This window comes from Kluyvera sp. CRP (assembly GCF_019930565.1).
GTDB lineage: Bacteria > Pseudomonadota > Gammaproteobacteria > Enterobacterales > Enterobacteriaceae > Kluyvera > Kluyvera georgiana_A.
Window position 1 is genome coordinate 4,798,617 of record NZ_CP082841.1, and the last position, 20,651, is coordinate 4,819,267.

Here is a 20,651-nt window from a genome sequence, read left to right on the forward strand (position 1 = left end):
GAGGCGGCAATGCGCGCACTGTATGATTCAAAAAGTAAAACCATTGACGACCGCGGCATGAAGGCACTGCTCGGTCAGCAGGCTCGAGTGCAGTCATGGCTGGATGTTGAAGCCGCGCTGGCGCTGGCGCAGGCCGAGCACGGAATGATTCCGGCCAGCGCGGCGGCGAATATCGCCGCCAACTGCCGGGTTGAGAATATCGACCTGGCTGAAATGGAACGCCTGTTACGCGAAATTGGCCATGGCTTTGTACCGATGATCAAAGTGCTGGTTAAAGCCTGCGACAGCGAAAGCGGCAAGTATGTGCACTATGGCGTCACCACGCAGAATATTCAGCAAACGGCCCAGCTGTATCTGGCAAAACAGTTCAACGTCCTGCTGCAGGGGTTCGTGGATGACATTCTGCGCAATCTGGCCCACATGGCGCGCGAGCATCACGCCACGCTCATGGCCGGACGCACCCACGGCAAACATGCATTGCCGATCACCTGGGGATACAAAGCCGCCGTCTGGATTGATGAGTTACTCAACGCCCAGCAGCGTATGCAAGAAGCGGAAAAACGGGTCTTCACCGTGATGATGGGGGGCGCCGTCGGCGCGTTTCACGCGACCGGAGAAACCGGACGACGCGTACAGGAGAGCGTAGCGAAAGCCTTAGGCATGCACGCGATGGCCATTCCATCGCGCAACTCGCGCGTGTATCGCACCGAGTACATCAGCAACCTGTGCCTGCTTGCCACCACCCTGCACAAAATTGCCGAAGAGGTTTACCAGACCTCAAGCGAAGAGTTTGGCGAAGTGTCCGAAGCCTTTACCAAAGGGACCGTCGGCAGCAGCACCATGCCGCAAAAGGTCAACCCGAAACTGGCGAAAGGCATTATCGCTAACGCACAAAAGCTTTATTCCGTACATACCTCGTGCCTGTACGTCAGCCCACGCCCCTTCGAAGCAGATAGCTCGGCCTACTTTATCTTTGATGGCAATATTCAGGAGAGCATGGAGTGCATCGCCGAGATCGTTATGCGCGCCGAGGAACTGACCCGCACGCTGGTCATCAACCCCGAGCGGATGCAGCAAAACGTGCAATTGACCCACGGCCTCATCAATAGCGAAAAAATCATGATGCATCTGGTGGCGAAGCTCGGCAAAGATGCTGCGCATGAGCGCGTTTACCAGTTGGCCATGCGCAGCACTCATGAAGGTATTCCCTACGGGGAGGTGCTGCGCCAGGATCCGGTGATTCAGCAGAACTTCAGCGAGGCGGAAATTGACGCGCTGATTGACCCTTCGCACTACATCGGGCTGTGCTCAGAGATAGCGCTGGAAACCGCCGCACGCGTACAGGAGGCCCATGGTGAGTGATGCCCTGCTCTCTCTCGCCAGTCAGCGAATTGTGACGCCGGACGGAATACGCTCCGGCTACCTTCACATCTGCGGCGATAAAATTACTGGCATCGATGAGACACCCCGCGGGCGCGTCATCGACTATCACGATGCGATGCTGATGCCGGGGTTTGTCGATATTCACGTACACGGCTGGGGGCGAGGATCATTTGCCTGGAAAGGTGAACGGGGCTCGCTACGCGCCATGAGTGAAGATTTAGTGTATGCAGGCGTGACGGCCTGGCTTGCCACCTCAGCCACCCAGCCAGAGGATTTCTTGTGTCAAAGCCTGGCTACCGCCGCCGAATGGATCGCGCAAGCCACGCCCGCCGACGGCGCTGAAGCGGTAGGCATCCATATGGAAGGCCCATATATCAACCCGAAATTTATCGGGATGCAGCGTCTGGACAGCGTTCAGCCCCCCAGCATCGCCGGGTTCGAACGCTATCAACGCGCCGCGCGCGGCCATGTTCGCCTGATGACGCTGGCCCCGGAGCTTCCCGGCGCACTGGCATTGATACGCCATTTGCATCAATCCGGCGTCACCGTTTCGGCGGGCCATACGGATGCCACGTTTGACGAAATCAGCGAGGCGATTACTGCGGGTCTGAGCCATTTTACCCACGCCTTCAGCGCCATGCGCGGCTTGCACCACCGCGAGCCTGGCGTGGTGGGTGCACTGATGTACTATGAAGACACCTACGCCGAAGTGGCAAAACAAAGCGGAATTACCCTGCGCCCGGAAGTTTTCGACATCCTCTACCGGCTGAAAAAGGATCGTCGGCTGGTAATGATGAGCGATTGCCTTGGTTACGTCGATTTTCCCGAAGGCTTCGAATTTCATCATTATCTGCGCCAGGAGACATTTCGTATCCGCCAGCAGTCGCTGGAAATTACCGATTGCCACGGCTGCACACGCACCATCAGCGCCGAAGACTGGCCCGAAGTCCGCAAGCTGGAAATGAGTTTTCTCGACTCCGTCAAAAACGTGGTTGGCCGGCTGGAGCACGGCTGGGTGTCAGCGGCGCAGATAGCCTGCCTCAACCCCGCCATCCTCGCGGGCGTGGCGGATCGCAAAGGTAGCCTGACGCCGGGCAAAGATGCCGATATTCTGGTGCTCGACGACCAGCAAGAACTGCAAGCGGTGTGGTGTCGTGGCGTGTGCCAGCCGCTGGCTAAATAAAGACGTCGCCGTACTGCTGCTCAAGGAAGGCTTTTAGCGCCTGCGGACTCATCCCCTGTACCTGTTGCACGAACGCGTCAACGGGTATTTTTTTGCGCGCCGGGCTTAGCCCGTGCTCGCGCAGCAGCTGAAAATCGTCCTGCGTCAGATAGAAATTCACCTTCACATAGCTGAGTTGAGCATGACGCAGGTGACTGGCAATTTTGTTGGTAAAGGCAATCAGCAGGTCGAAATCCTGCTGCTGGAGCCGGTCCAGTTCGTTGATGTTGACGCAGGCCAGCACCTCAATGTGAAAACGCGAGAGCAGCACCTCTTTGAAGTAGCCCACTTTACTCTCTGAGGAGTTGGTCACAATGATGACGCGTTTTTTCACATCCCCCACTACCCGATTTTTCAGTTCGTGCTTTTTGATAATCAGCACCAGGGTCGCCAGATGAATCGCGGAAAACGACATCTGCCAACACGATTCTATTTCGCGCAGGGCACGCTGGACGTGCTGCCAAAGGTCGGGGTAGCGGCGCTGTACATCGTGTAGCTTTTTATCATCAAACCACAGGCGCAGTTTGTTCTGCACAATCGCCGCGTAGATAAAATGGTAAATTTCGGCAAACCAGGCGTGGTGGTTGTGAATCGTCGCATTCAGACCGCGGGACATCTCCTCGCAGGCCTGTTTAACGTGCCCGATCAGCCGCACGTCGTACAGCGTAAAGGGACGCCAGGTAAAGGTGAGTGAGGCGATGAGCATATCCAGGCAGGCATTTTCATCTTTCTCCGCCAACACGCGATAGGGATAGGTGGTCAGGAATGCTGCCGCCGAGCTGTCGTTGATTCGCCGTCCGCGACGAATGCGCTGTAGCGCCAGGCTGAGATAGACCAGCAGATATTTCCGCCCGTTGTAGCCAAGGTGAATCACCGGGCTGATGACCTTTTCATAATAGGCCGCCGCCTGGGTAATCTCCTGCGCACACTCATGGAGAAACTGCTCGGCAATGGAACGATTGATAGGCTCGTTGGCCTGATGCGCAATCAGCTGATGACCGGTACCGATCTCGACGGTTTTCAGAATCGACATACAGGCTGCCAGACGCAGGCTGAATTCATCGCCCACCAGTTGCGAACCTTTTCTCGGTATGCTCAGCAGCGTTAACCCACTTTCCTGCACCCGGTTGAGCATGAGCGGATTATCGTTTTTCACCGTCCCGGCGCTGACATAGAACTTTTTATAGTACTCATTTTTATTGACCACATCGTGCAGACAGAGCGCAACAAACAGATCCTGAACGCGCTCTTCACCGGTCGTGAGATAGCGGTTAAAACGCACGCGCTGTAAAAACTGGATGTAATCACTGTAGGTGATGCCGGTCGTAATAAACGCATTATCCTGATGGAGATGCGCTTCATCCGGCAGCAGTTCGTTAAGCTCTTTCATCGTTCGCTTCAGGGTGGAAAGCGTTTTGCCAAAGCGCAGCACCGCGCTATCGACCGCGAGCGGGCTGTTATCCTGAAGGTATTTGAGAAAAGAGAGATCAAAAGAGTTCATGAACGTTCGCTGAGGTTAAACGCAAAACACAGCGTAACGAAAAAACGCCAGAAAAACCGTGACCTGTCGCGGGTCACGGCAATCGGGCAATTAATTCAGCAGGGTTCCCAGCAGCAGCCAGCCGTTCAGCGCCACCACCACCGCAACGATCGCCCAGCCGAGGCGTTTAATCCACCGCGTGTTGACCAGTTCGCCCATCAGCTTGCGGTCGCTGGTGAAAATCAGCAGCGGAACCAGCGCCAGCGCAATCCCAAAGCTCAACAGCACCTGGCTCATCACCAGAATACGCGTCGGATCCAGCCCCATCAGAATGACAATAAACGACGGCAGCATGGTGACCGCGCGGCGGAACCAGAGCGGAATGTGAAAGCGAATAAAGCCCTGCATCACCACCTGGCCGGCAAGCGTACCCACCACCGTAGAGGAGAGACCGGCCGCGATCAGGCTGAGGCCAAAAATAGTCGCCGCCGCATGGCTGAGCAGCGGTTCAAGCGTCAGGTAGGCCTGATCGAGATCGGTAATCCCGGTATGTCCGTGGAAATGGAAAGCCGCTGCGGCGGTCGCCATCATCGCCAGGTTCACGAAGCCGGCGATGGTCATGGCGATAGCGACGTCCCAGCGGGTGGCCTGATAGCGCTCTTTAGCGCTGCCGCCGTGCAGATGCTGGGTCAGCGATGAGTGAAGATAAATAACGTGCGGCATAATGGTTGCCCCCAGCACGCCCGCCGCCAGGTAGACCGCCTCGCCGTTTGGCAACGATGGCAAGAGCATGCCTTTGGTCAGCGGCGCCAGCGCGGGCTGAGAGAACACCAGCTCAACGATATAGGCTGCAGCCACAAACAGCAGCAGGCCGCCGATAACTTTTTCCAGCGGTTTTTGCCCACGGCGCTGAAGCATCAGAATCAAAAAGGTGGCAATCCCGGTCAGCACCGCGCCCTGCAATAGCGAAATGCCCAGAATCAGCTTAAAGCCGATCGCCGCACCGATAAACTCGGCAAGATCGGTCGCCATGGCGATAATTTCCGCCTGCACCCAGTAGAACCAGACCACCGGTCGTGGGTAATGGTCGCGAATCTGCTCCGCGAGGTTTTTCCCCGTGGCGATACCCAGCTTTGCTGAAAGCACCTGAATCAGCATCGCCATCAGGTTGGCCCACACTACCACCCACAGCAACTGGTAGCCAAAGCTGGCGCCCGCCTGAATGTTGGTCGCAAAGTTGCCCGGATCGATATAGCCGATCGCGGCAATAAATGCCGGCCCCATCAGCGCCAGCCGCATACGGCGTGCGGTACGACAGCTGTTAGTTTCAATGCGACTGTTTGTCATTCTCTGCCTCAAAAACATAGCCTTTGCTATGTTTTAGGCTAACAGAATGAGAATGATTATCAAGTTCATTTAAGCAAGGTGATAATGATTATTCTGATAGCCGGAACCAATAGCCAGACTGGAGGTTGGGAAGGTTTGGTATACGCTTAAGAAGAGAGTAGTACAACGTGGAAACTTTTCATACATTTACTCAACATAACAAAAATGCATGCTTGATCACTAATTTTGAGTTTGCTCACAGGTTCTGAATATAGTGAGAGACAGATCTCGTTTTATTTAACCATGTTACATAGAATGTGCACGAAAATTTAACCCGTCTCATGTTTGGAGCAAATATGGACCGCGTCTTGCATTTTATTCTCGCGCTCGTTGTGGTGGCGATCCTGGCCTTGCTGGTCAGTTCTAACCGCAAACAGATCCGCATTCGTTATGTTATCCAGCTACTGGTCATTGAAGTGCTGTTGGCCTGGTTCTTCCTGAACTCCGATATTGGTCTGGGCTTTGTGAAAGGCTTCTCCGAGATGTTCGAAAAACTTCTCGGTTTCGCCAACGAAGGGACCAACTTTGTCTTCGGTAGCATGAACGATAAAGGTCTGGCCTTCTTCTTCCTGAAAGTACTGTGCCCTATCGTGTTTATCTCTGCGCTGATCGGTATCCTGCAGCACATCCGCGTACTGCCTATCATCATTCGTGCGATTGGTACCGTGCTGTCGAAAATCAACGGCATGGGCAAACTGGAGTCTTTCAACGCCGTCAGCTCCCTGATTCTGGGTCAGTCTGAAAACTTCATCGCCTATAAAGACATCCTTGGTAAAATGTCCCGTAACCGCATGTACACCATGGCGGCGACGGCAATGTCTACCGTGTCTATGTCTATCGTTGGCGCCTACATGACCATGCTGGAGCCGAAGTACGTTGTCGCGGCGCTGGTACTGAACATGTTCAGCACCTTTATCGTCCTGTCGCTGATCAACCCGTACCGCGTTGATGCCAGCGAAGAAAACATTCAGATGTCTAACCTGCACGAAGGTCAAAGCTTCTTCGAAATGCTGGGTGAATACATTCTGGCAGGTTTCAAAGTGGCAATTATCGTTGCTGCGATGCTGATCGGCTTTATCGCCCTGATCGCCGCGCTGAACGCCCTGTTCGCCACCGTAACCGGCTGGTTTGGCTACAGCATCTCCTTCCAGGGCATTCTGGGCTACATCTTCTATCCGGTTGCATGGATCATGGGTGTACCGGCAAGTGAATCCCTGCAGGTGGGCAGCATCATGGCAACCAAACTGGTTTCCAATGAATTCGTCGCCATGATGGATCTGCAGAAAATCGCCGCTGAGCTCTCTCCGCGCGCGGTCGGCATCATCTCCGTGTTCCTGGTCTCCTTCGCCAACTTCTCTTCCATCGGCATCATCGCCGGTGCGATTAAAGGTCTGAACGAAGAACAGGGCAACGTGGTTTCTCGCTTCGGTCTGAAGCTGGTTTACGGTTCTACGCTGGTGAGCGTGCTGTCTGCGTCTATCGCCGCGCTGGTTCTGTAATTCACCGTCGCTAACATCAGGACCTGTAACGTTGTTACAGGTCCTTTTTTTTGTTCTCAAGCTGCCAGAGCGGACGCGGTTTATCGATCAGGTAGCCCTGCATATAGTGCACGCCAAGGCGTTCCAGCAGCTGTTGCTGTTCTTCCGTCTCGACATATTCTGCCACCACGGACAAATTCCGCAGCTTCGCCATCTCGCAGATAGAGCGAATAATCATCGCATCCATCGGGTTGTTTAAAACATCACGTACAAAGCAGCCATCTATCTTTATAATGTCGGCTTCCAGACGCTTCAGGCGCTCATAGTTCGCGTAGCCGGTACCGAAGTCATCAATCGCAATCAGGCAGCCAAACTGACGCAACTGCTGGATATTGGCAACGCTGACGTCAGAGTTGGAAAAAGCCTGCTCTTCGGTAATCTCGATAATAATGCGTTTAACATCGACGTGATAACGGCGGAACAGCGCGATAATCTCGGCGGCGCTCCCCTTTTGCATCAAGGTGTACGGCATCAGATTCACCGAGAAATTCTTATCGGGAAGCTCATCCAGCGAGCTGAACAGATACTCCAGTACCTGCATGTCAAAGCGCTTGCTAAGGTTGAACTGCGCAAGAACCGGGATAAATTTATCCGGCGTAACCATACCGTCAGCGTCAACGAGGCGGCTCAGTATCTCGTAGTAACCTTCGCCGGAAGGCTTTCTGATCGACTGGGCGTAAAGCACAAAACCGCCCCAGTCCAGCGCGTTTTTAACCCGATTCAACAGCACAACCTGTTCGCTGCTTTGGTCGAAAGCGTCAACGTGACCGTTATCCAGCTTGAGGATTTGATTTCCTTCATCGGCCTGCTCCACTAACCAGCTCAGTTGCCCCAGCATATGGTGCATATTTTTATCCCGCGGGCTCACCGGCGCCCAGGAGATCGCGTATTCCAGGTTCAGAACCGCATTGTTCCAGTGGATCTCTTTATTGCTCAGAAAATTAATCAGATGCTTCAGACGGGCCTCGGTATCCGGACCGTTCAGCACCAGCAGCAGTTCATTACCCGGCAGCTGGAACAACTTTTCTTCACTGAACAGCATCGGCTGTAGGATATGCGTGACGCTGCGTTTGCAATGCATACGCATCATCATGCCATAGTGACGGCTGAGGAAGTCGAGGTTACCAATGTGCAGACAACACAGGCTGATCGCGCCAGCGCGCGGCGTCATCATATACTCCTCCAGCGCACGCAGGTTCGGTAAGCCAGTTATCGGGTCCTGCATGGCCTGCGCCTGCCACTTGGCCTGCAGTCGCTGGCTGCGATGGTAGACCTGGAGCAAGTAAAGCAGGCACACCGTAAAGGAGATCAGCGACGACAGAATAAAAGCCAGCGAATACTGGGTTTGTATGCCATGAAGGAAATTTTTGTTGTACATCACCAGCAGGAAGGCGGAAACCGTCCAGGTCATGACGACAAGCGGGTACGCCAACTGGCTGATGCCAAAAGAGAAAAAGATAAATATTGCCGGAACCAGATAACCCGCAAAATAATAATCGCCAAATGGCGCACACAAAAATATCATCATACCTATCAGGCTAATAAACCAACAGGTAATAAATATCTTATTTCTAAGATTGGTATAACAAGCGATATTACGATACCAGAATGCCCTGGCATAACGTGGGTTCAAGCACATCCTGAAGGGGTAATAAAAAAGACGAGTAAATATCAGTGATGCACAAACCAGGCCCTGAATATCAACAATAGAATAAATAACGGATGTTATATTAAAATAACTGTACATTAACTCCGGAATGTCAATAATCTCACCGGTAATATACATCAAAACCTTGCCCATAACTGGGGTAGCAAAGCCTAACCAGAAAACATTTAAGCCAATGTTTTTTATAGGAATTCCGTGTCGCCATCGACGCCCATGCATATAGCGTAAAATAACGCAGGAGATGCATACTGCGGCCAACTGACAGAATAGCAACGTTAATGAATAAAAGGGCGATAAATGCAATTGCCAATAGTTAGTGACGGTAAAACCAATCGCTAATGGGGCGATAGCATGACGGCCAAAAAGCATAATCAATGCAATCATTACGCCAAGCGGTAGCCAGGCCAGATATACAGAATGCCCATCATAAAAAGCAGTAGGAGAGATATATCTGGATAATGGAATAGCCACCAGGCTCAATATAAGAGCCAGGCAGAATTTCCTGAGTGGGTTAGTCCTTATCACCGTCATGCGTATCAGCCGATATCCTTTATCGTACGTAATTTGACTCTTTGAATATTATGGTCGCGAATTTGTTGGCGCAAGTTTAAGCGATAAAATCCTGATCTACACCGGACTTTTGAACGTAAATCGCTGTATTTTTGTACACAACAAGGATGAAAAAAACCCCCGCCTTCAGGCGAGGGTTTCAAATTTTGGTGGAGCTAAGCGGGATCGAACCGCTGACCTCTTGCATGCCATGCAAGCGCTCTCCCAGCTGAGCTATAGCCCCACAGTGCCTTTACGTTCCAAAACCTGATGGGAGCAGGATTTGGTGGAGCTAAGCGGGATCGAACCGCTGACCTCTTGCATGCCATGCAAGCGCTCTCCCAGCTGAGCTATAGCCCCAACGTAAAGCTGTCGAGTTGACGGGCGGCATAATATGAATTCCCTCGCACAGTGTCAACGGCAAAATTCGCTAACGGCATCTAATCGCTGAAAAAGCAGACAAACGCGCCGGTTTACGCGCCTGCTCGCAAACAGGAGTTATGCATGTCACGTTTTCCACTAAAACGATGCTATAACATGAACCTGTAATTCCCACACAGCAACTCAGGAAATAGTATGCTCAAGGAACGAATGACGCCGGAGGAGATCGCCCACCTGACAGGCTATAGCCGCCAGACCATTAACAAATGGGTGCGTAAGGAAGGCTGGAAAACGTCTCCTCGTCCCGGCGTTCAAGGCGGTAAAGCCAGGGTCGTCCACGTCAACGATGAAGTCGTGGAGTTTATCCACAGCGCGCAGCGCGCTTCAGAGCCCCCTGCTCCCTACATTTCCGATAACCCCTTCCATACGCTGCTGCTGACGCTGGTTGATGAGATGACCGAAACTGAACAGAAACAGTTGACCTCGTTGCTACTCCGGGAAGGAATTAGCGGTTTATTGCAACGTTTAGGAATCCGTGGTTAAACGCAAGAGATGAAAACACTTCCTGCCAAAATGTCGACCGAAGAGCTCGCCGAGCGCTTAGGGATAACCCGACAAACCGTTAACCGTTGGATTCGCGAGCAAGGCTGGCACACCGAACCCATGCCGGGCATTAAAGGCGGCCGCGCGCGCCTGATTTTTATCACTCCTGAAGTGCTGGACTACCTCGCCAATACCCCAGCGCTGCGTAGCCATACCACGCAAAGCCAGCTTGGAGAACCGCCTCGCAGCTACACGACAAATGAATCTGAGGTGGTGTGGCGACAAATTACCGACGTCCTGCAGAACATGACGCCGCAAGAACAGCAGCGTCTGCACCATTTGCTGGCGCGTGAAGGCATTTGCGGATTTCTTTCCCGGCTAGGGCTAAGCCAGGACGAGACGTAAAAAAAGCGGGTTTCCCCGCTTTTTTCTTGCTCAACGCCGTTTTACTGCTGGCTTTCACGCTCAGCGATAAAACCCAGCGCCTTGTTGATGCGCTCGATACTACGAGATTTGCCAATTGCGTGCACGGTGACGTCCAGCGCAGGCGACTGCCCAGCCCCGGTCACCGCAACGCGCAGCGGCATACCCACTTTACCCATGCCCACTTCCAGCTCATCGGCGGTTGCCTGAATCGCGTGGTGAACGTTTTCCGCAGTCCACTCAGTGATGGCGGCAATTTTATCGCGCACCACTTCCAGCGGCTGACGCGCAACCGGACGCAGGTGTTTCTTCGCCGCATCGGCGTCGAACTCAGCAAAGTCTTCGTAGAAGTAGCGGCAGCTTTGCGCCATCTCTTTCAGGGTTTTGCAGCGCTCGCCCAGCAGTTTCACCAGCTCGCACAGCTGCGGCCCAACACGGGTATCGATATTTTCCTGCTCGATGTGCCACTGCAGGTGCGTCGCCACGTATTCCGGCGCCAGCGTATTGATGTAGTGATGGTTCAGCCACAGCAGTTTATCAGTATTGAACGCGCTGGCAGATTTGCTGACCGCATTCAGAGAGAAGAACTCGATCATCTCTTCACGAGTGAAGATCTCCTGATCGCCGTGGGACCAGCCCAGACGCACCAGGTAGTTCAGCAGCGCTTCCGGCAGGTAGCCGTCATCACGATACTGCATCACGCTGACCGCGCCGTGACGCTTGGACAGTTTTTTGCCATCGTCACCGTTGATCATCGACACGTGCGCATAAACCGGTACCGGCGCATTCAGTGCTTTCAGGATGTTGATCTGGCGCGGCGTGTTGTTGATATGATCTTCACCGCGGATTACGTGGGTGATTTCCATATCCCAGTCATCGACCACCACACAGAAGTTGTAGGTCGGGGAACCGTCGGTACGGCGGATGATCAGATCGTCCAGCTCCTGGTTGCTGAATTCGATCGGGCCGCGGATCTGGTCGTCAAAAATAACGGAACCTTCTTGCGGGTTAGCAAAACGCACCACGCATGGCTCATCGGCAGCATGATGTTCGTGACCATGGCGGCAACGGCCGTCGTAACGCGGTTTTTCACCGTTAGCCATCTGCTCTTCGCGCAGCGCATCCAGACGTTCTTTGGAGCAGTAACATTTATACGCAGTGCCCGCTTCCAGCATTTCATCAATCACCGCGTTGTAGCGATCGAAACGCTTGGTCTGATAGTACGGACCTTCATCCCACTCCAGATTCAGCCAGTTCATTCCATCCATGATGGCTTCAATGGCTTCTGGCGTTGAGCGCTCAAGATCGGTGTCTTCAATACGCAGCACAAACTCACCGTCGTGGTTACGTGCAAAAAGCCAGGAATAAAGAGCAGTACGAGCGCCGCCGACGTGCAGATAGCCTGTCGGGCTAGGCGCGAAGCGAGTTTTGATTTTCATGAAATGGCCTTACGTTTATAAAGATGCCGACAACCGGCAAATCCCGGAAATACAAGTGGGCAATATTCTAGCACTCCCACTCGGTTGTTCCCACCGCAAGCGCATGCTTTGCTGATTTTGCATATAATTCATACAACATAGCGCGTTTTGCGATCGCTTTGTTTATTTTTACGACGAACGAACAAATTCTTTAGAAAAGGCGTTGACTCATTTTCAACTCTCCCTATAATGCGACTCCACACAGCGGGGGTGATTAGCTCAGCTGGGAGAGCACCTCCCTTACAAGGAGGGGGTCGGCGGTTCGATCCCGTCATCACCCACCAACTACTTTATGTAGTCTCCGCCGTGTAGAGTAAGAAATTGAGAAGTGGGTGATTAGCTCAGCTGGGAGAGCACCTCCCTTACAAGGAGGGGGTCGGCGGTTCGATCCCGTCATCACCCACCACTTTCTCGACAGCTGGATTTCTTACAACAAAATGAAGTACCGAAGTGGGTGATTAGCTCAGCTGGGAGAGCACCTCCCTTACAAGGAGGGGGTCGGCGGTTCGATCCCGTCATCACCCACCACTTCGGGTCGTTAGCTCAGTTGGTAGAGCAGTTGACTTTTAATCAATTGGTCGCAGGTTCGAATCCTGCACGACCCACCAATGTAAAAAAGCGCCCTAAAGGCGCTTTTTTACTATCTGCAATCTGGAAGATTCGAACCTGCAGCAGGTTCGTGTCGAACGCAGTGAGACAACGGAGCCGTTTACGGCGACGGCCCGAAGGGCGAGCGAAGCGAGTCATCCTGCACGACCCACCAATGTAAAAAAGCGCCCTAAAGGCGCTTTTTTGCTATCTGCAATCTGGACGATTCGCACCTCCGCCCTCAGCCATTCAAGTTCAGCCATATTCTGCCGATACTCCTTATATTTACCCGTATAAGGCGTATACCATGACCGTTATCAGCTCTACCTCTATTCCAGCCCTGAAAACCACCACCAGCACCGCCGCGCCGAGCGGTAACGACGCAGCCTCACAAATGGCGCGCATTACCCAGCAGATCGTCAAACTCACCCAACAGCTGAAAGAAATTGCTGATGGCAGCGGCAGCGCGGAGGAAAAACAGAAGCAGGCCGAAATGATTCAGGAGCAAATTACCATGCTCGAAGCTCAGTTGGCCCAGTTGCAGAACCAACAAGCGGAAAAAGCGCAGGAAAAACAAGAAGCCTCTGTGACTGCTATCGCCAATGTCAACAAGCCCAGCGACGAGCACCAGATCGACATCTACGTCTGATACAGCGGATCCTGCTGGCGTTCATCCGTCAGGCGCTGGCTTTGTTCGCGCACCACATCCCACAACGCCTGCGCGGCGGTGGAGAGCGAACGGTTTTTCCGCCGTACCAGCATTAACTGGCGCTCAACGCCCGGCGCCAGCCTTTTCACCACCAGCGGGCTGCCTTCCGGAAGCGGCAATGCCAGCGCGGGAATAATGCTAATCCCAATGCCCGCCGTCACCATCGGGAACAACGTCGCCGGGTGACCAATCTCCTGCACGATATCCGCCTCAATATCGTGCAGGCGCAGCGCGGCATCAATCAACATTCGGCTGCCTGACGCGTAGTCCTGAAGCACCAGCTTTGCCGCTTGCAGCGCCTGCCAGCTAACGTACGGCAAATCCGCAAATGAATGATCGCGTCGACAAAGTAGAAAAAAAGGCTCCGACAGTACCGTTTCGCACTGCAAATCCCCGACCACGCCAGGATCGATAACGATGCCAAAATCCACGTCCCCCTGACGAATACTTTCCAGTACCCACTGCTGAGGGCGGTCGTGCAGCACAAAGCGAATCTCGGGATAGCGCAGATTGCTCTCGGCAATACACTGCGGAATGAGGTGTGCGGATATGGTCTGGCTTGCCGCTACGCGCACTGTCCCACTGAGCTGTTGGCCAATCCGCCCGGCTTCACGCAGCGTACTGTGCAACTCATCCAGCTGGCGTTCAAGCCGCTGCGCCAGCTGCTGCCCGGCCTCGGTCAGCACCACCTCACGCGTGGTGCGGTCGAGCAAACGCACGCCGGTCTGATGTTCCAGCTCCTTAACGCTATGACTCACCGCCGACTGGCTGAGGCCAATGATCTCCCCGGCTCGGCTGAAGCTTTTGGCCCGGGCAACCGTAACAAACACCTTTAACTGACGCAGCGAGTAATTCATCTGTTTTTTTCATCAATGGATGCAATAAATCAATTTTATTTCTCAAAAATAAAAAAGCAAAATGTCTGCATCGATCTTCAGGAGTCTTTATGAAACTTTTTCGCGTTTTAGACCCGTTTACGCTAACCCTTATCGCCGTTGTCCTGCTCGCCACCTTCTTCCCGGCGCGCGGCGATTTTGTGCCGTTTTTCGAAAATCTGACCACCGCCGCCATCGCGCTGCTGTTCTTTATGCACGGCGCCAAATTGTCGCGTGAGTCGATTATCGCCGGCGGCAGCCACTGGCGTCTGCATCTGTGGGTGATGTGCAGCACCTTTGTGGTCTTTCCGGTGCTGGGCGTGCTGTTTGCCTGGTGGGCGCCTGTTAACGTCGACCCACAGCTCTACGCGGGCTTCCTGTACCTGTGCATTCTGCCTGCCACCGTGCAGTCGGCAATCGCCTTTACCTCGCTGGCGGGCGGTAACGTCGCCGCTGCGGTATGTTCGGCTTCGGCTTCCAGCCTGCTGGGGATCTTCCTCTCGCCGCTGTTGGTTGGCCTGGTGATGAACGTCCATGGCGCGGGCGGCAGCCTTGAGCAGGTCGGCAAAATTATGCTGCAACTGCTGCTGCCGTTTGTTCTCGGCCACCTGTCCCGCCCGTGGACCGCCGCCTTCGTGACAAAGCATAAGAAATGGATCGCCAAAACCGACCAGACCTCCATTTTGCTGGTGGTCTACTCCGCTTTCAGCGAAGCGGTCGTCAACGGTATCTGGCATAAAGTGGGCGTGGGTTCACTGCTGTTTATTGTGATTGTGAGTATCGTGCTGCTGGCGCTGGTGATCCTGATTAACACCGTGGTCGCTCGGCGGATGGGCTTCAATAAAGCGGATGAAATCACGATTGTCTTCTGCGGTTCGAAAAAGAGTCTGGCCAACGGTATCCCGATGGCCAATATTCTCTTCCCGACGTCGGTGCTGGGAATGATGGTGCTGCCGCTGATGATCTTCCACCAGATTCAGCTGATGACCTGCGCGGTGCTCGCGCGCCGCTATAAAGCGCAGATGGAAAAACTGCAGGCCAAAGAACAGGCCCGCGTGTAAAGTTAGCGCTTGAGGGGTTGCACCAATTGGCTCAACCCCTCGGTTTTAATCAACAGCGTCAGCTGCATCAGTTCACCAAGATGGCCCGCCGGAAACTGATCTTTGCGGGCAAACCACAGCAGATACTCTTCCGGAACGTCGATTAAACGTCGGCCTTTATACTTACCGAATGGCATCTCGGTATTAGCAATCTCAACCAGCTGCGCTTTATCCACCTTAGACTCCCAGCAGCCGCAGCATTTCGGCCTCATCAATCACCGCAATGCCCAGTTCCTGCGCTTTGGCAAGCTTAGAGCCCGCCGCTTCACCGGCAATCACCAGGTCGGTTTTCTTCGATACGCTGCCCGCGACTTTAGCCCCGCGTTCAACCAACCGCGCTTTGGCATCATCACGGGACATCTGGCTCAGGCTGCCGGTCAGCACCACCGTTTTACCGGCGAACGGGCTGTCTATCTCTTCGGCATTGATCACCACCGGAGCAGGCCAGTTGACGCCTTCTTTTAACAGTTGCTGAATAACTTCGCGGTTGCTGGCTTCGGCAAAAAAGTTAAACACGTGGTTAGCGACCACGACACCGACATCCGGCACCTTCTGTAGCTCTTCAATGGATGCGGCTTCGAGCGCCTCCAGCGTGCCAAAGTAGCCAGCCAGCCCGGCGGCCGTCGCCTCACCCACTTCGCGAATACCTAAGCCATAGAGGAAACGGGCGAAGGTCGTTTGTTTGGCTTTTTCCAGCGCGTTAACCACATTCTGTGCCGATTTCGGCCCCATGCGATCCAGCCCGGTAAGCTTACCAGCCGTCAACGTGAACAGGTCCGCTGGGGTGTGGACGTACTCTTTCTCCACCAGCTGGTCGATGATTTTATCGCCCATGCCGTCAACGTCGAGCGCGCGTCGGGAGACGAAATGCTTGAGCGCCTCTTTCCGCTGCGCGCCGCAGATCAAACCGCCGGTACAGCGGGCCACGGCTTCCCCTTCAACGCGTTCAACGTCGGAGTTACATACCGGGCAATGGGTCGGGAAAACAATCTCCTGCGTCACGTCAGGACGTTCAGAAAGCACCACGTTGACGACCTGCGGGATCACATCACCGGCGCGACGAATTACCACTTTATCGCCAATGCGCAGCCCCAGACGCTCAATTTCATCGGCGTTGTGCAGCGTTGCGTTGCTGACCAACACTCCCGCCACCTGAACCGGCTCCAGACGCGCCACTGGCGTAATCGCCCCGGTGCGCCCCACCTGGAATTCGACGTCGCGCACGAAGGTCATCTGCTCCTGGGCCGGGAATTTGAACGCCACCGCCCAGCGCGGAGCACGGGCGACAAAGCCAAGCTGTTCCTGCAGCGCCAGCGAGTTGACCTTAATCACCACGCCATCAATATCAAAACCTAACGTCGGACGATCTTCTTCAACCTTATGATAGTAAGCGAGTACTTCCTCCGGCGAGTCGCACAGCGTCACGCGGTCGCTCACCGGCAGTCCCCACGCTTTAAACTGCAGCAAACGCCCCAGATGGGTATCCGGCAGCACGCCGCCTTCCAGTACGCCCACACCGTAGCAGAAGAAAGTAAGCGGTCGCTTCGCTGTGATGCGCGGATCCAACTGGCGCAGCGAACCGGCGGCGGCGTTGCGCGGGTTAGCGAACACTTTGCTGCCGGTACGGCGCGCCTCTTCGTTAATCTTTTCAAACCCGGCCTGGGGCAGGAATACTTCACCGCGCACTTCCAGACGCGCCGGGATGTTGTCACCGTGCAGCTTCAGCGGAATAGCGCGGATAGTACGAACGTTAGAGGTAATATCCTCCCCGGTGGTGCCGTCGCCGCGCGTCGCCGCGCTGACCAGCACGCCATTTTCATAGAGAATGCTCACCGCCAGGCCATCAAGCTTCAGTTCACAGCACCAGGTCAGCTTATCGCTGCTGTTCAGGCGATCCTGAACGCGCTTGTTAAACGCCAGGAAGCTCTCTTCGTCAAAAACGTTATCCAGTGACAGCATCGGCACTTCGTGGCGAATCTGACTAAAGGCCGCCAGCGGCCCTGCACCGACACGCTGAGTCGGTGAGTCAGCGGTAACTAACTCAGGGTGCTGCGCCTCCAGCTCGCGCAGCTCGCGCATCAGGCGATCGTACTCGACGTCGGGCAGTTCCGGCGCATCCAGCACGTGATACAGGTATTCATGATGGCGAAGCGTCGCTCGCAGTTCATTCAGTCGTTGTTCTATTGGTTGCATATCACACCATCAATGATAAAAAACCCCCGACAGGCGGGGGTTCAGGAAGGATTGAAAACGCACGAACCTTATCAGGCGTTGGCGTCTTTCACTTCGCGAATACGATCCTGATACTCGCGCAGCTTTTGCGGGGTCATCATACGACGCTGATCGTCGAGCACCACGCCGCCCACTTCATCGGCAATGTACTGCGCCGACTGGAGCATCAACTTGAAGTTTTGCAGCTCGTCACCGTAGCCCGGCACCTGCATGAAAATCGTCACGCCAGGGGTCTGCATATCGCTCATGTTGTCCGGATCAAAGGTACCGGGTTTGAGCATATTTGCCAGGCTAAACAATGCCGGGCCGCTTCCATCCGGGCTAAGATGGCGGTGGAAGATGTTCATGTCGCCAAACTTAAATCCGGCCTGTTGAATGCTGTTGAGCAACAACTCACCGTTAATGTGCGAGCCCTGGTGAGCGGATACGTTCATCACGATCACCGTCTCTTTACGCTCTGGCTTGACCGGCTGAGCAGGTTCCGGCGCGGGCTGAGCGACCGGCTCAGGCTGCTGTACCGGCTGCGGCACTGGCGCTTCTACTGGCTGAGCGGGCTGTGGCGCAACGGGCTGCTGAGCAACCGGCTGCGGTTGCTGTACTGGCGCGTGCTGCGGCTGTTCAACAACCGGAGGGCGCACAGGCTGTTGCGGCTGCACAGGCTGCGGCGGTGGAACCGGCGCGTGCTGAGCAGGCTGATGCGGCGGTTGCACGGGCGGCTGCTGTACCGGCTCCTGCACGCGCGCAGGCTGAGGCGCCTGACGCTCGTAAGGCGGCTGGTACTGGTGTTGGGGCGCGTGACGAGGTGCTTCATGCTCCCCGGCAACCCCAGGGGCGTGATTAACCTTGTGGACACGAACTTCACCCACGCCTTCAACATTGTCATCAAAGTCATCTTCCGACTCATCGTCGGCATCACGAGACTTCATACGCTTGATTGGGCGATCGCGGAACATCGAGGAACGTTCTTTACGGCTCGTCCAGAAACCATGAACCAGTAAAGCGAGTATGGCGATCGCGCCAACAATGATTAATATCAGACGCAAATCCTGCATCATTATATTCTCTGTTGTTCTAACACCTTGCCACCACGGCAAACATTTACTCACTAAGAGTATTTGCCCATCACGTCAAGTGCAAGTGTACACATGACATTCACCGCATAAAGATGAATTAAATCGTACTTTTTGCTTGTTTTTCGAACATTTCTTAACTGGTCATTGTCCAACAACTCGCTAATATAGTGTCGTCTTTTAATGTAGTCAGACAAAGGAGCTTCATCTGACCATGGTTTCATCGTCCACCCCTGCCGCACGTAGCGGCGTTTACTATTTCTCTCAGGGCTGGAAACTGATCGGCTTGCCTGGCATTCGCCGATTCGTCATCTTACCGCTGTTGGTCAATATTGTGCTGATGGGCGGCGCCTTCTGGTGGCTGTTCAGCAAGCTGGAGAGCTGGATCCCCTCGCTGATGGGGCGTATTCCCGACTGGCTGCAGTGGCTGAGCTATCTGCTTTGGCCGGTTATCGTGATTTCGATTTTGCTGGTCTTCGGCTACTTCTTTTCTACTATCGCCAACTGGATAGCCGCACCGTTTAATGGCCTGCTGGCCGAGCAGCTGGAAGCGCGCTTAACCGGCGCAACTCCGCCGGATACCGGTATTGTCGGTATTATGAAAGACCTGCCGCGCATCATGAAACGTGAATGGCAGAAGCTGGCGTGGTATCTGCCGCGCGCCGTTGTGCTGCTATTGCTCTATTTCATTCCGGGCATTGGTCAGACGGTCGCACCGGTGCTGTGGTTCCTGTTCAGCGCGTGGATGCTGGCGATTCAGTACTGTGACTACCCGTTCGATAACCATAAGGTGCCGTTTAAAACCATGCGTGAAGCGCTGCGCACGCGTAAGGTCACCAACATGCAGTTTGGCGCGCTGACCAGCCTGTTCACCTTAATTCCGGTGCTTAACCTGGTGATCATCCCGGTAGCTATCTGCGGCGCGACGGCAATGTGGGTCGACTGCTATCGCGATAAACACGCGATGTGGAAGTAAGCGCCTGCTGTTTCAGGCAGTTGCTCAGGTGACTGGCATCGTAGAAGTGACAGTACTCGGCAATATCCCGCAGCGAGAGAACATCTTGCTGCATTAAAAATCGGGCGTGACGCAGCCGTAGGGCGATTAAATACTGCTGCGGCGTCATCCCGGTTCGCTGTTTAAAACGGCGCTGAAAGGTGCGTAGCGTCAATGAATAACGTTCCGCCAGCGTCGCCCACTCTACTCTGGACTGCCAGTGACACTCTATCCATGAGAGCGCAAGGCATAACCGTTCCTCCACGCTGAGTTGCGCATTCGTTTTCTGGCGATAACCCGGCAACTGGCTCAGCAGCCGCAGCAGGAAAGTTTCCTGCTGCGCGCTACGCAGCATCTCACTCTCGTTGCTCTCTCCCATCTCGGTGCAGGCAAATGCGTTAATCTCCCCCACGACCTTCAGCCACTCGGGGACCGCCATATACCATAACTGTGGCTCTGGTTCCTCAAACAGCAGCGCAGTACGACTTTTAAACCAGTTCAACTCTCCCAGCGGAACATGCAACAGGTTAATGACGCAGGTTTCCCGCATTTCAGTAAAAGCGTGACGATCGTCGGCGCGCAGCGCCATAAAAGAGCCCGCGCGCATAAACCAGGGGTAGCCGTTGACGATATGGGTCATCGTCCCGGAGAGCAAAAAGAGTATTTCGTGATAATCGTGATCGTGCTCGGGGTAAGCGATGCCTGGCAACCAATATTGCACGCAAACACGATCGCCGGGGCGATTGAATACGCGGGATTGATGCAAAGTTTGCATGGCCATTTCCTGAGCTATCGTCAGAGTAGCGAAATTAAACTGCCGGCGATTAGCTTGTCAAACACCTTATTTTTAAAGGGAAATAATTTAAAAATCACGGCTGAAAATTGAGTTTTATTGTCCTCAGGCAGCGATTGAAAAAGCGTCATTTTCATTCTGTGAGGGCCAACACAGCTTCTGAGGATAAAAACGACAGGCTGGCCGAAGGGTGGCAATCAGATAAAAGTCAGCGACGTTTATTCGGGCTAACGTAGCGCCA

The 20,651-nt window shown here is 54.2% G+C and carries 17 protein-coding genes, 6 tRNA genes and 1 other RNA gene; 13 read left to right on the forward strand and 11 right to left on the reverse strand.

Annotated features, from left to right (window positions below):
• Positions 1 to 9: 9 nt before the first annotated feature.
• Both K7B04_RS22705 and K7B04_RS22710 read left to right on the forward strand, forming a co-directional pair.
• A complete protein-coding gene (locus K7B04_RS22705) occupies positions 10 to 1,362 on the forward strand; it encodes an adenylosuccinate lyase family protein (RefSeq protein ID WP_163446094.1) in 1,353 nt (450 codons plus the stop codon).
• A complete protein-coding gene (locus K7B04_RS22710; protein ID WP_223803084.1) occupies positions 1,352 to 2,566 on the forward strand; it encodes an amidohydrolase family protein in 1,215 nt (404 codons plus the stop codon). The genes K7B04_RS22705 and K7B04_RS22710 overlap by 11 nt, the downstream gene beginning before the upstream one ends.
• Here the strand turns inward: K7B04_RS22710 and K7B04_RS22715 are convergent.
• Positions 2,559 to 4,106 (reverse strand): hypothetical protein, encoded by a 1,548-nt coding sequence (locus tag K7B04_RS22715; protein WP_223803085.1) that lies wholly within the window; start codon positions 4,104 to 4,106, stop codon positions 2,559 to 2,561. The genes K7B04_RS22710 and K7B04_RS22715 overlap by 8 nt on opposite strands.
• A gap of 90 nt (positions 4,107 to 4,196) precedes the next feature.
• Positions 4,197 to 5,432, reverse strand: coding sequence for an Nramp family divalent metal transporter (locus tag K7B04_RS22720; protein WP_065355849.1), 1,236 nt, complete (start codon positions 5,430 to 5,432; stop codon positions 4,197 to 4,199).
• 335 nt (positions 5,433 to 5,767) lie between these two features.
• On the opposite strand from K7B04_RS22720, the gene nupC reads away from it, so the two are divergent.
• Complete coding sequence (gene nupC, locus K7B04_RS22725; protein WP_223803086.1) at positions 5,768 to 6,970, forward strand: nucleoside permease NupC; 1,203 nt, start codon at positions 5,768 to 5,770, stop codon at positions 6,968 to 6,970.
• 34 nt (positions 6,971 to 7,004) lie between these two features.
• On the opposite strand, the gene K7B04_RS22730 is transcribed toward nupC, so the two are convergent.
• The 3 genes from K7B04_RS22730 to K7B04_RS22740 form a co-directional block, all read right to left on the reverse strand.
• Positions 7,005 to 9,206: an EAL domain-containing protein gene (locus tag K7B04_RS22730; protein WP_223803087.1), complete on the reverse strand. Its 2,202-nt coding sequence runs from the start codon at positions 9,204 to 9,206 to the stop codon at positions 7,005 to 7,007.
• A 186-nt stretch (positions 9,207 to 9,392) separates the two neighbouring features.
• Positions 9,393 to 9,468, reverse strand: a tRNA-Ala gene (locus K7B04_RS22735).
• Positions 9,469 to 9,508: 40 nt separating this feature from the next.
• Positions 9,509 to 9,584 (reverse strand) — tRNA-Ala (locus K7B04_RS22740).
• Between the two features lie 216 nt (positions 9,585 to 9,800).
• On the opposite strand from K7B04_RS22740, the gene K7B04_RS22745 reads away from it, so the two are divergent.
• Positions 9,801 to 10,148 (forward strand): YfeC-like transcriptional regulator, encoded by a 348-nt coding sequence (locus K7B04_RS22745; RefSeq protein WP_064543724.1) that lies wholly within the window; start codon positions 9,801 to 9,803, stop codon positions 10,146 to 10,148.
• A 9-nt stretch (positions 10,149 to 10,157) separates the two neighbouring features.
• Entirely contained in the window at positions 10,158 to 10,553 is a 396-nt protein-coding gene (locus K7B04_RS22750) for a YfeC-like transcriptional regulator (protein ID WP_163446099.1), read from the forward strand.
• A gap of 41 nt (positions 10,554 to 10,594) precedes the next feature.
• On the opposite strand, the gene gltX is transcribed toward K7B04_RS22750, so the two are convergent.
• Complete coding sequence (gltX, locus tag K7B04_RS22755; protein ID WP_163446100.1) at positions 10,595 to 12,010, reverse strand: glutamate--tRNA ligase; 1,416 nt, start codon at positions 12,008 to 12,010, stop codon at positions 10,595 to 10,597.
• 247 nt (positions 12,011 to 12,257) lie between these two features.
• Between gltX and K7B04_RS22760 the strand changes: the two genes are divergently transcribed.
• The 6 genes from K7B04_RS22760 to K7B04_RS22785 all read left to right on the forward strand — a co-directional run bounded on the left by K7B04_RS22760 (position 12,258) and on the right by K7B04_RS22785 (position 13,286).
• Positions 12,258 to 12,333, forward strand: a tRNA-Val gene (locus K7B04_RS22760).
• A 46-nt stretch (positions 12,334 to 12,379) separates the two neighbouring features.
• A tRNA-Val gene (locus K7B04_RS22765) sits at positions 12,380 to 12,455 on the forward strand.
• A gap of 46 nt (positions 12,456 to 12,501) precedes the next feature.
• Positions 12,502 to 12,577, forward strand: a tRNA-Val gene (locus tag K7B04_RS22770).
• A 4-nt stretch (positions 12,578 to 12,581) separates the two neighbouring features.
• Positions 12,582 to 12,657 (forward strand) — tRNA-Lys (locus K7B04_RS22775).
• A gap of 29 nt (positions 12,658 to 12,686) precedes the next feature.
• Positions 12,687 to 12,812: non-coding RNA, RtT sRNA (locus K7B04_RS22780), on the forward strand.
• A gap of 132 nt (positions 12,813 to 12,944) precedes the next feature.
• Positions 12,945 to 13,286: a FlxA-like family protein gene (locus K7B04_RS22785; RefSeq protein WP_223803088.1), complete on the forward strand. Its 342-nt coding sequence runs from the start codon at positions 12,945 to 12,947 to the stop codon at positions 13,284 to 13,286.
• Here K7B04_RS22785 and K7B04_RS22790 read toward each other — a convergent pair.
• Positions 13,277 to 14,203, reverse strand: a complete 927-nt coding sequence (locus K7B04_RS22790; protein WP_167575285.1) for a LysR family transcriptional regulator — start codon at positions 14,201 to 14,203, stop codon at positions 13,277 to 13,279. The genes K7B04_RS22785 and K7B04_RS22790 overlap by 10 nt on opposite strands.
• Before the next feature lie 89 nt (positions 14,204 to 14,292).
• On the opposite strand from K7B04_RS22790, the gene K7B04_RS22795 reads away from it, so the two are divergent.
• Positions 14,293 to 15,282 carry a bile acid:sodium symporter family protein gene (locus K7B04_RS22795; RefSeq protein ID WP_223803089.1) on the forward strand — a complete coding sequence of 330 codons (990 nt, stop codon included), beginning with the start codon at positions 14,293 to 14,295 and terminating at the stop codon, positions 15,280 to 15,282.
• A 2-nt stretch (positions 15,283 to 15,284) separates the two neighbouring features.
• Here K7B04_RS22795 and K7B04_RS22800 read toward each other — a convergent pair whose 3' ends face one another.
• The 3 genes from K7B04_RS22800 to zipA all read right to left on the reverse strand — a co-directional run bounded on the left by K7B04_RS22800 (position 15,285) and on the right by zipA (position 18,608).
• Positions 15,285 to 15,497, reverse strand: a complete 213-nt coding sequence (locus K7B04_RS22800) for a DUF3820 family protein (protein WP_163446104.1) — start codon at positions 15,495 to 15,497, stop codon at positions 15,285 to 15,287.
• A 1-nt stretch (position 15,498) separates the two neighbouring features.
• A complete protein-coding gene (gene ligA, locus K7B04_RS22805; RefSeq protein ID WP_223803090.1) occupies positions 15,499 to 17,514 on the reverse strand; it encodes an NAD-dependent DNA ligase LigA in 2,016 nt (671 codons plus the stop codon).
• Between the two features lie 71 nt (positions 17,515 to 17,585).
• Positions 17,586 to 18,608, reverse strand: a complete 1,023-nt coding sequence (gene zipA / locus K7B04_RS22810; protein WP_223803091.1) for a cell division protein ZipA — start codon at positions 18,606 to 18,608, stop codon at positions 17,586 to 17,588.
• Between the two features lie 229 nt (positions 18,609 to 18,837).
• Here zipA and cysZ point away from each other — a divergent pair, with 229 nt between their 5' ends.
• Positions 18,838 to 19,599: a sulfate transporter CysZ gene (gene cysZ, locus K7B04_RS22815; RefSeq protein WP_065355855.1), complete on the forward strand. Its 762-nt coding sequence runs from the start codon at positions 18,838 to 18,840 to the stop codon at positions 19,597 to 19,599.
• Here cysZ and K7B04_RS22820 read toward each other — a convergent pair.
• Positions 19,535 to 20,392, reverse strand: coding sequence for a helix-turn-helix domain-containing protein (locus K7B04_RS22820; protein WP_163446107.1), 858 nt, complete (start codon positions 20,390 to 20,392; stop codon positions 19,535 to 19,537). The two genes, cysZ and K7B04_RS22820, sit on opposite strands and share 65 nt — an antisense overlap.
• Between the last annotated feature and the right edge of the window lie 259 nt (positions 20,393 to 20,651).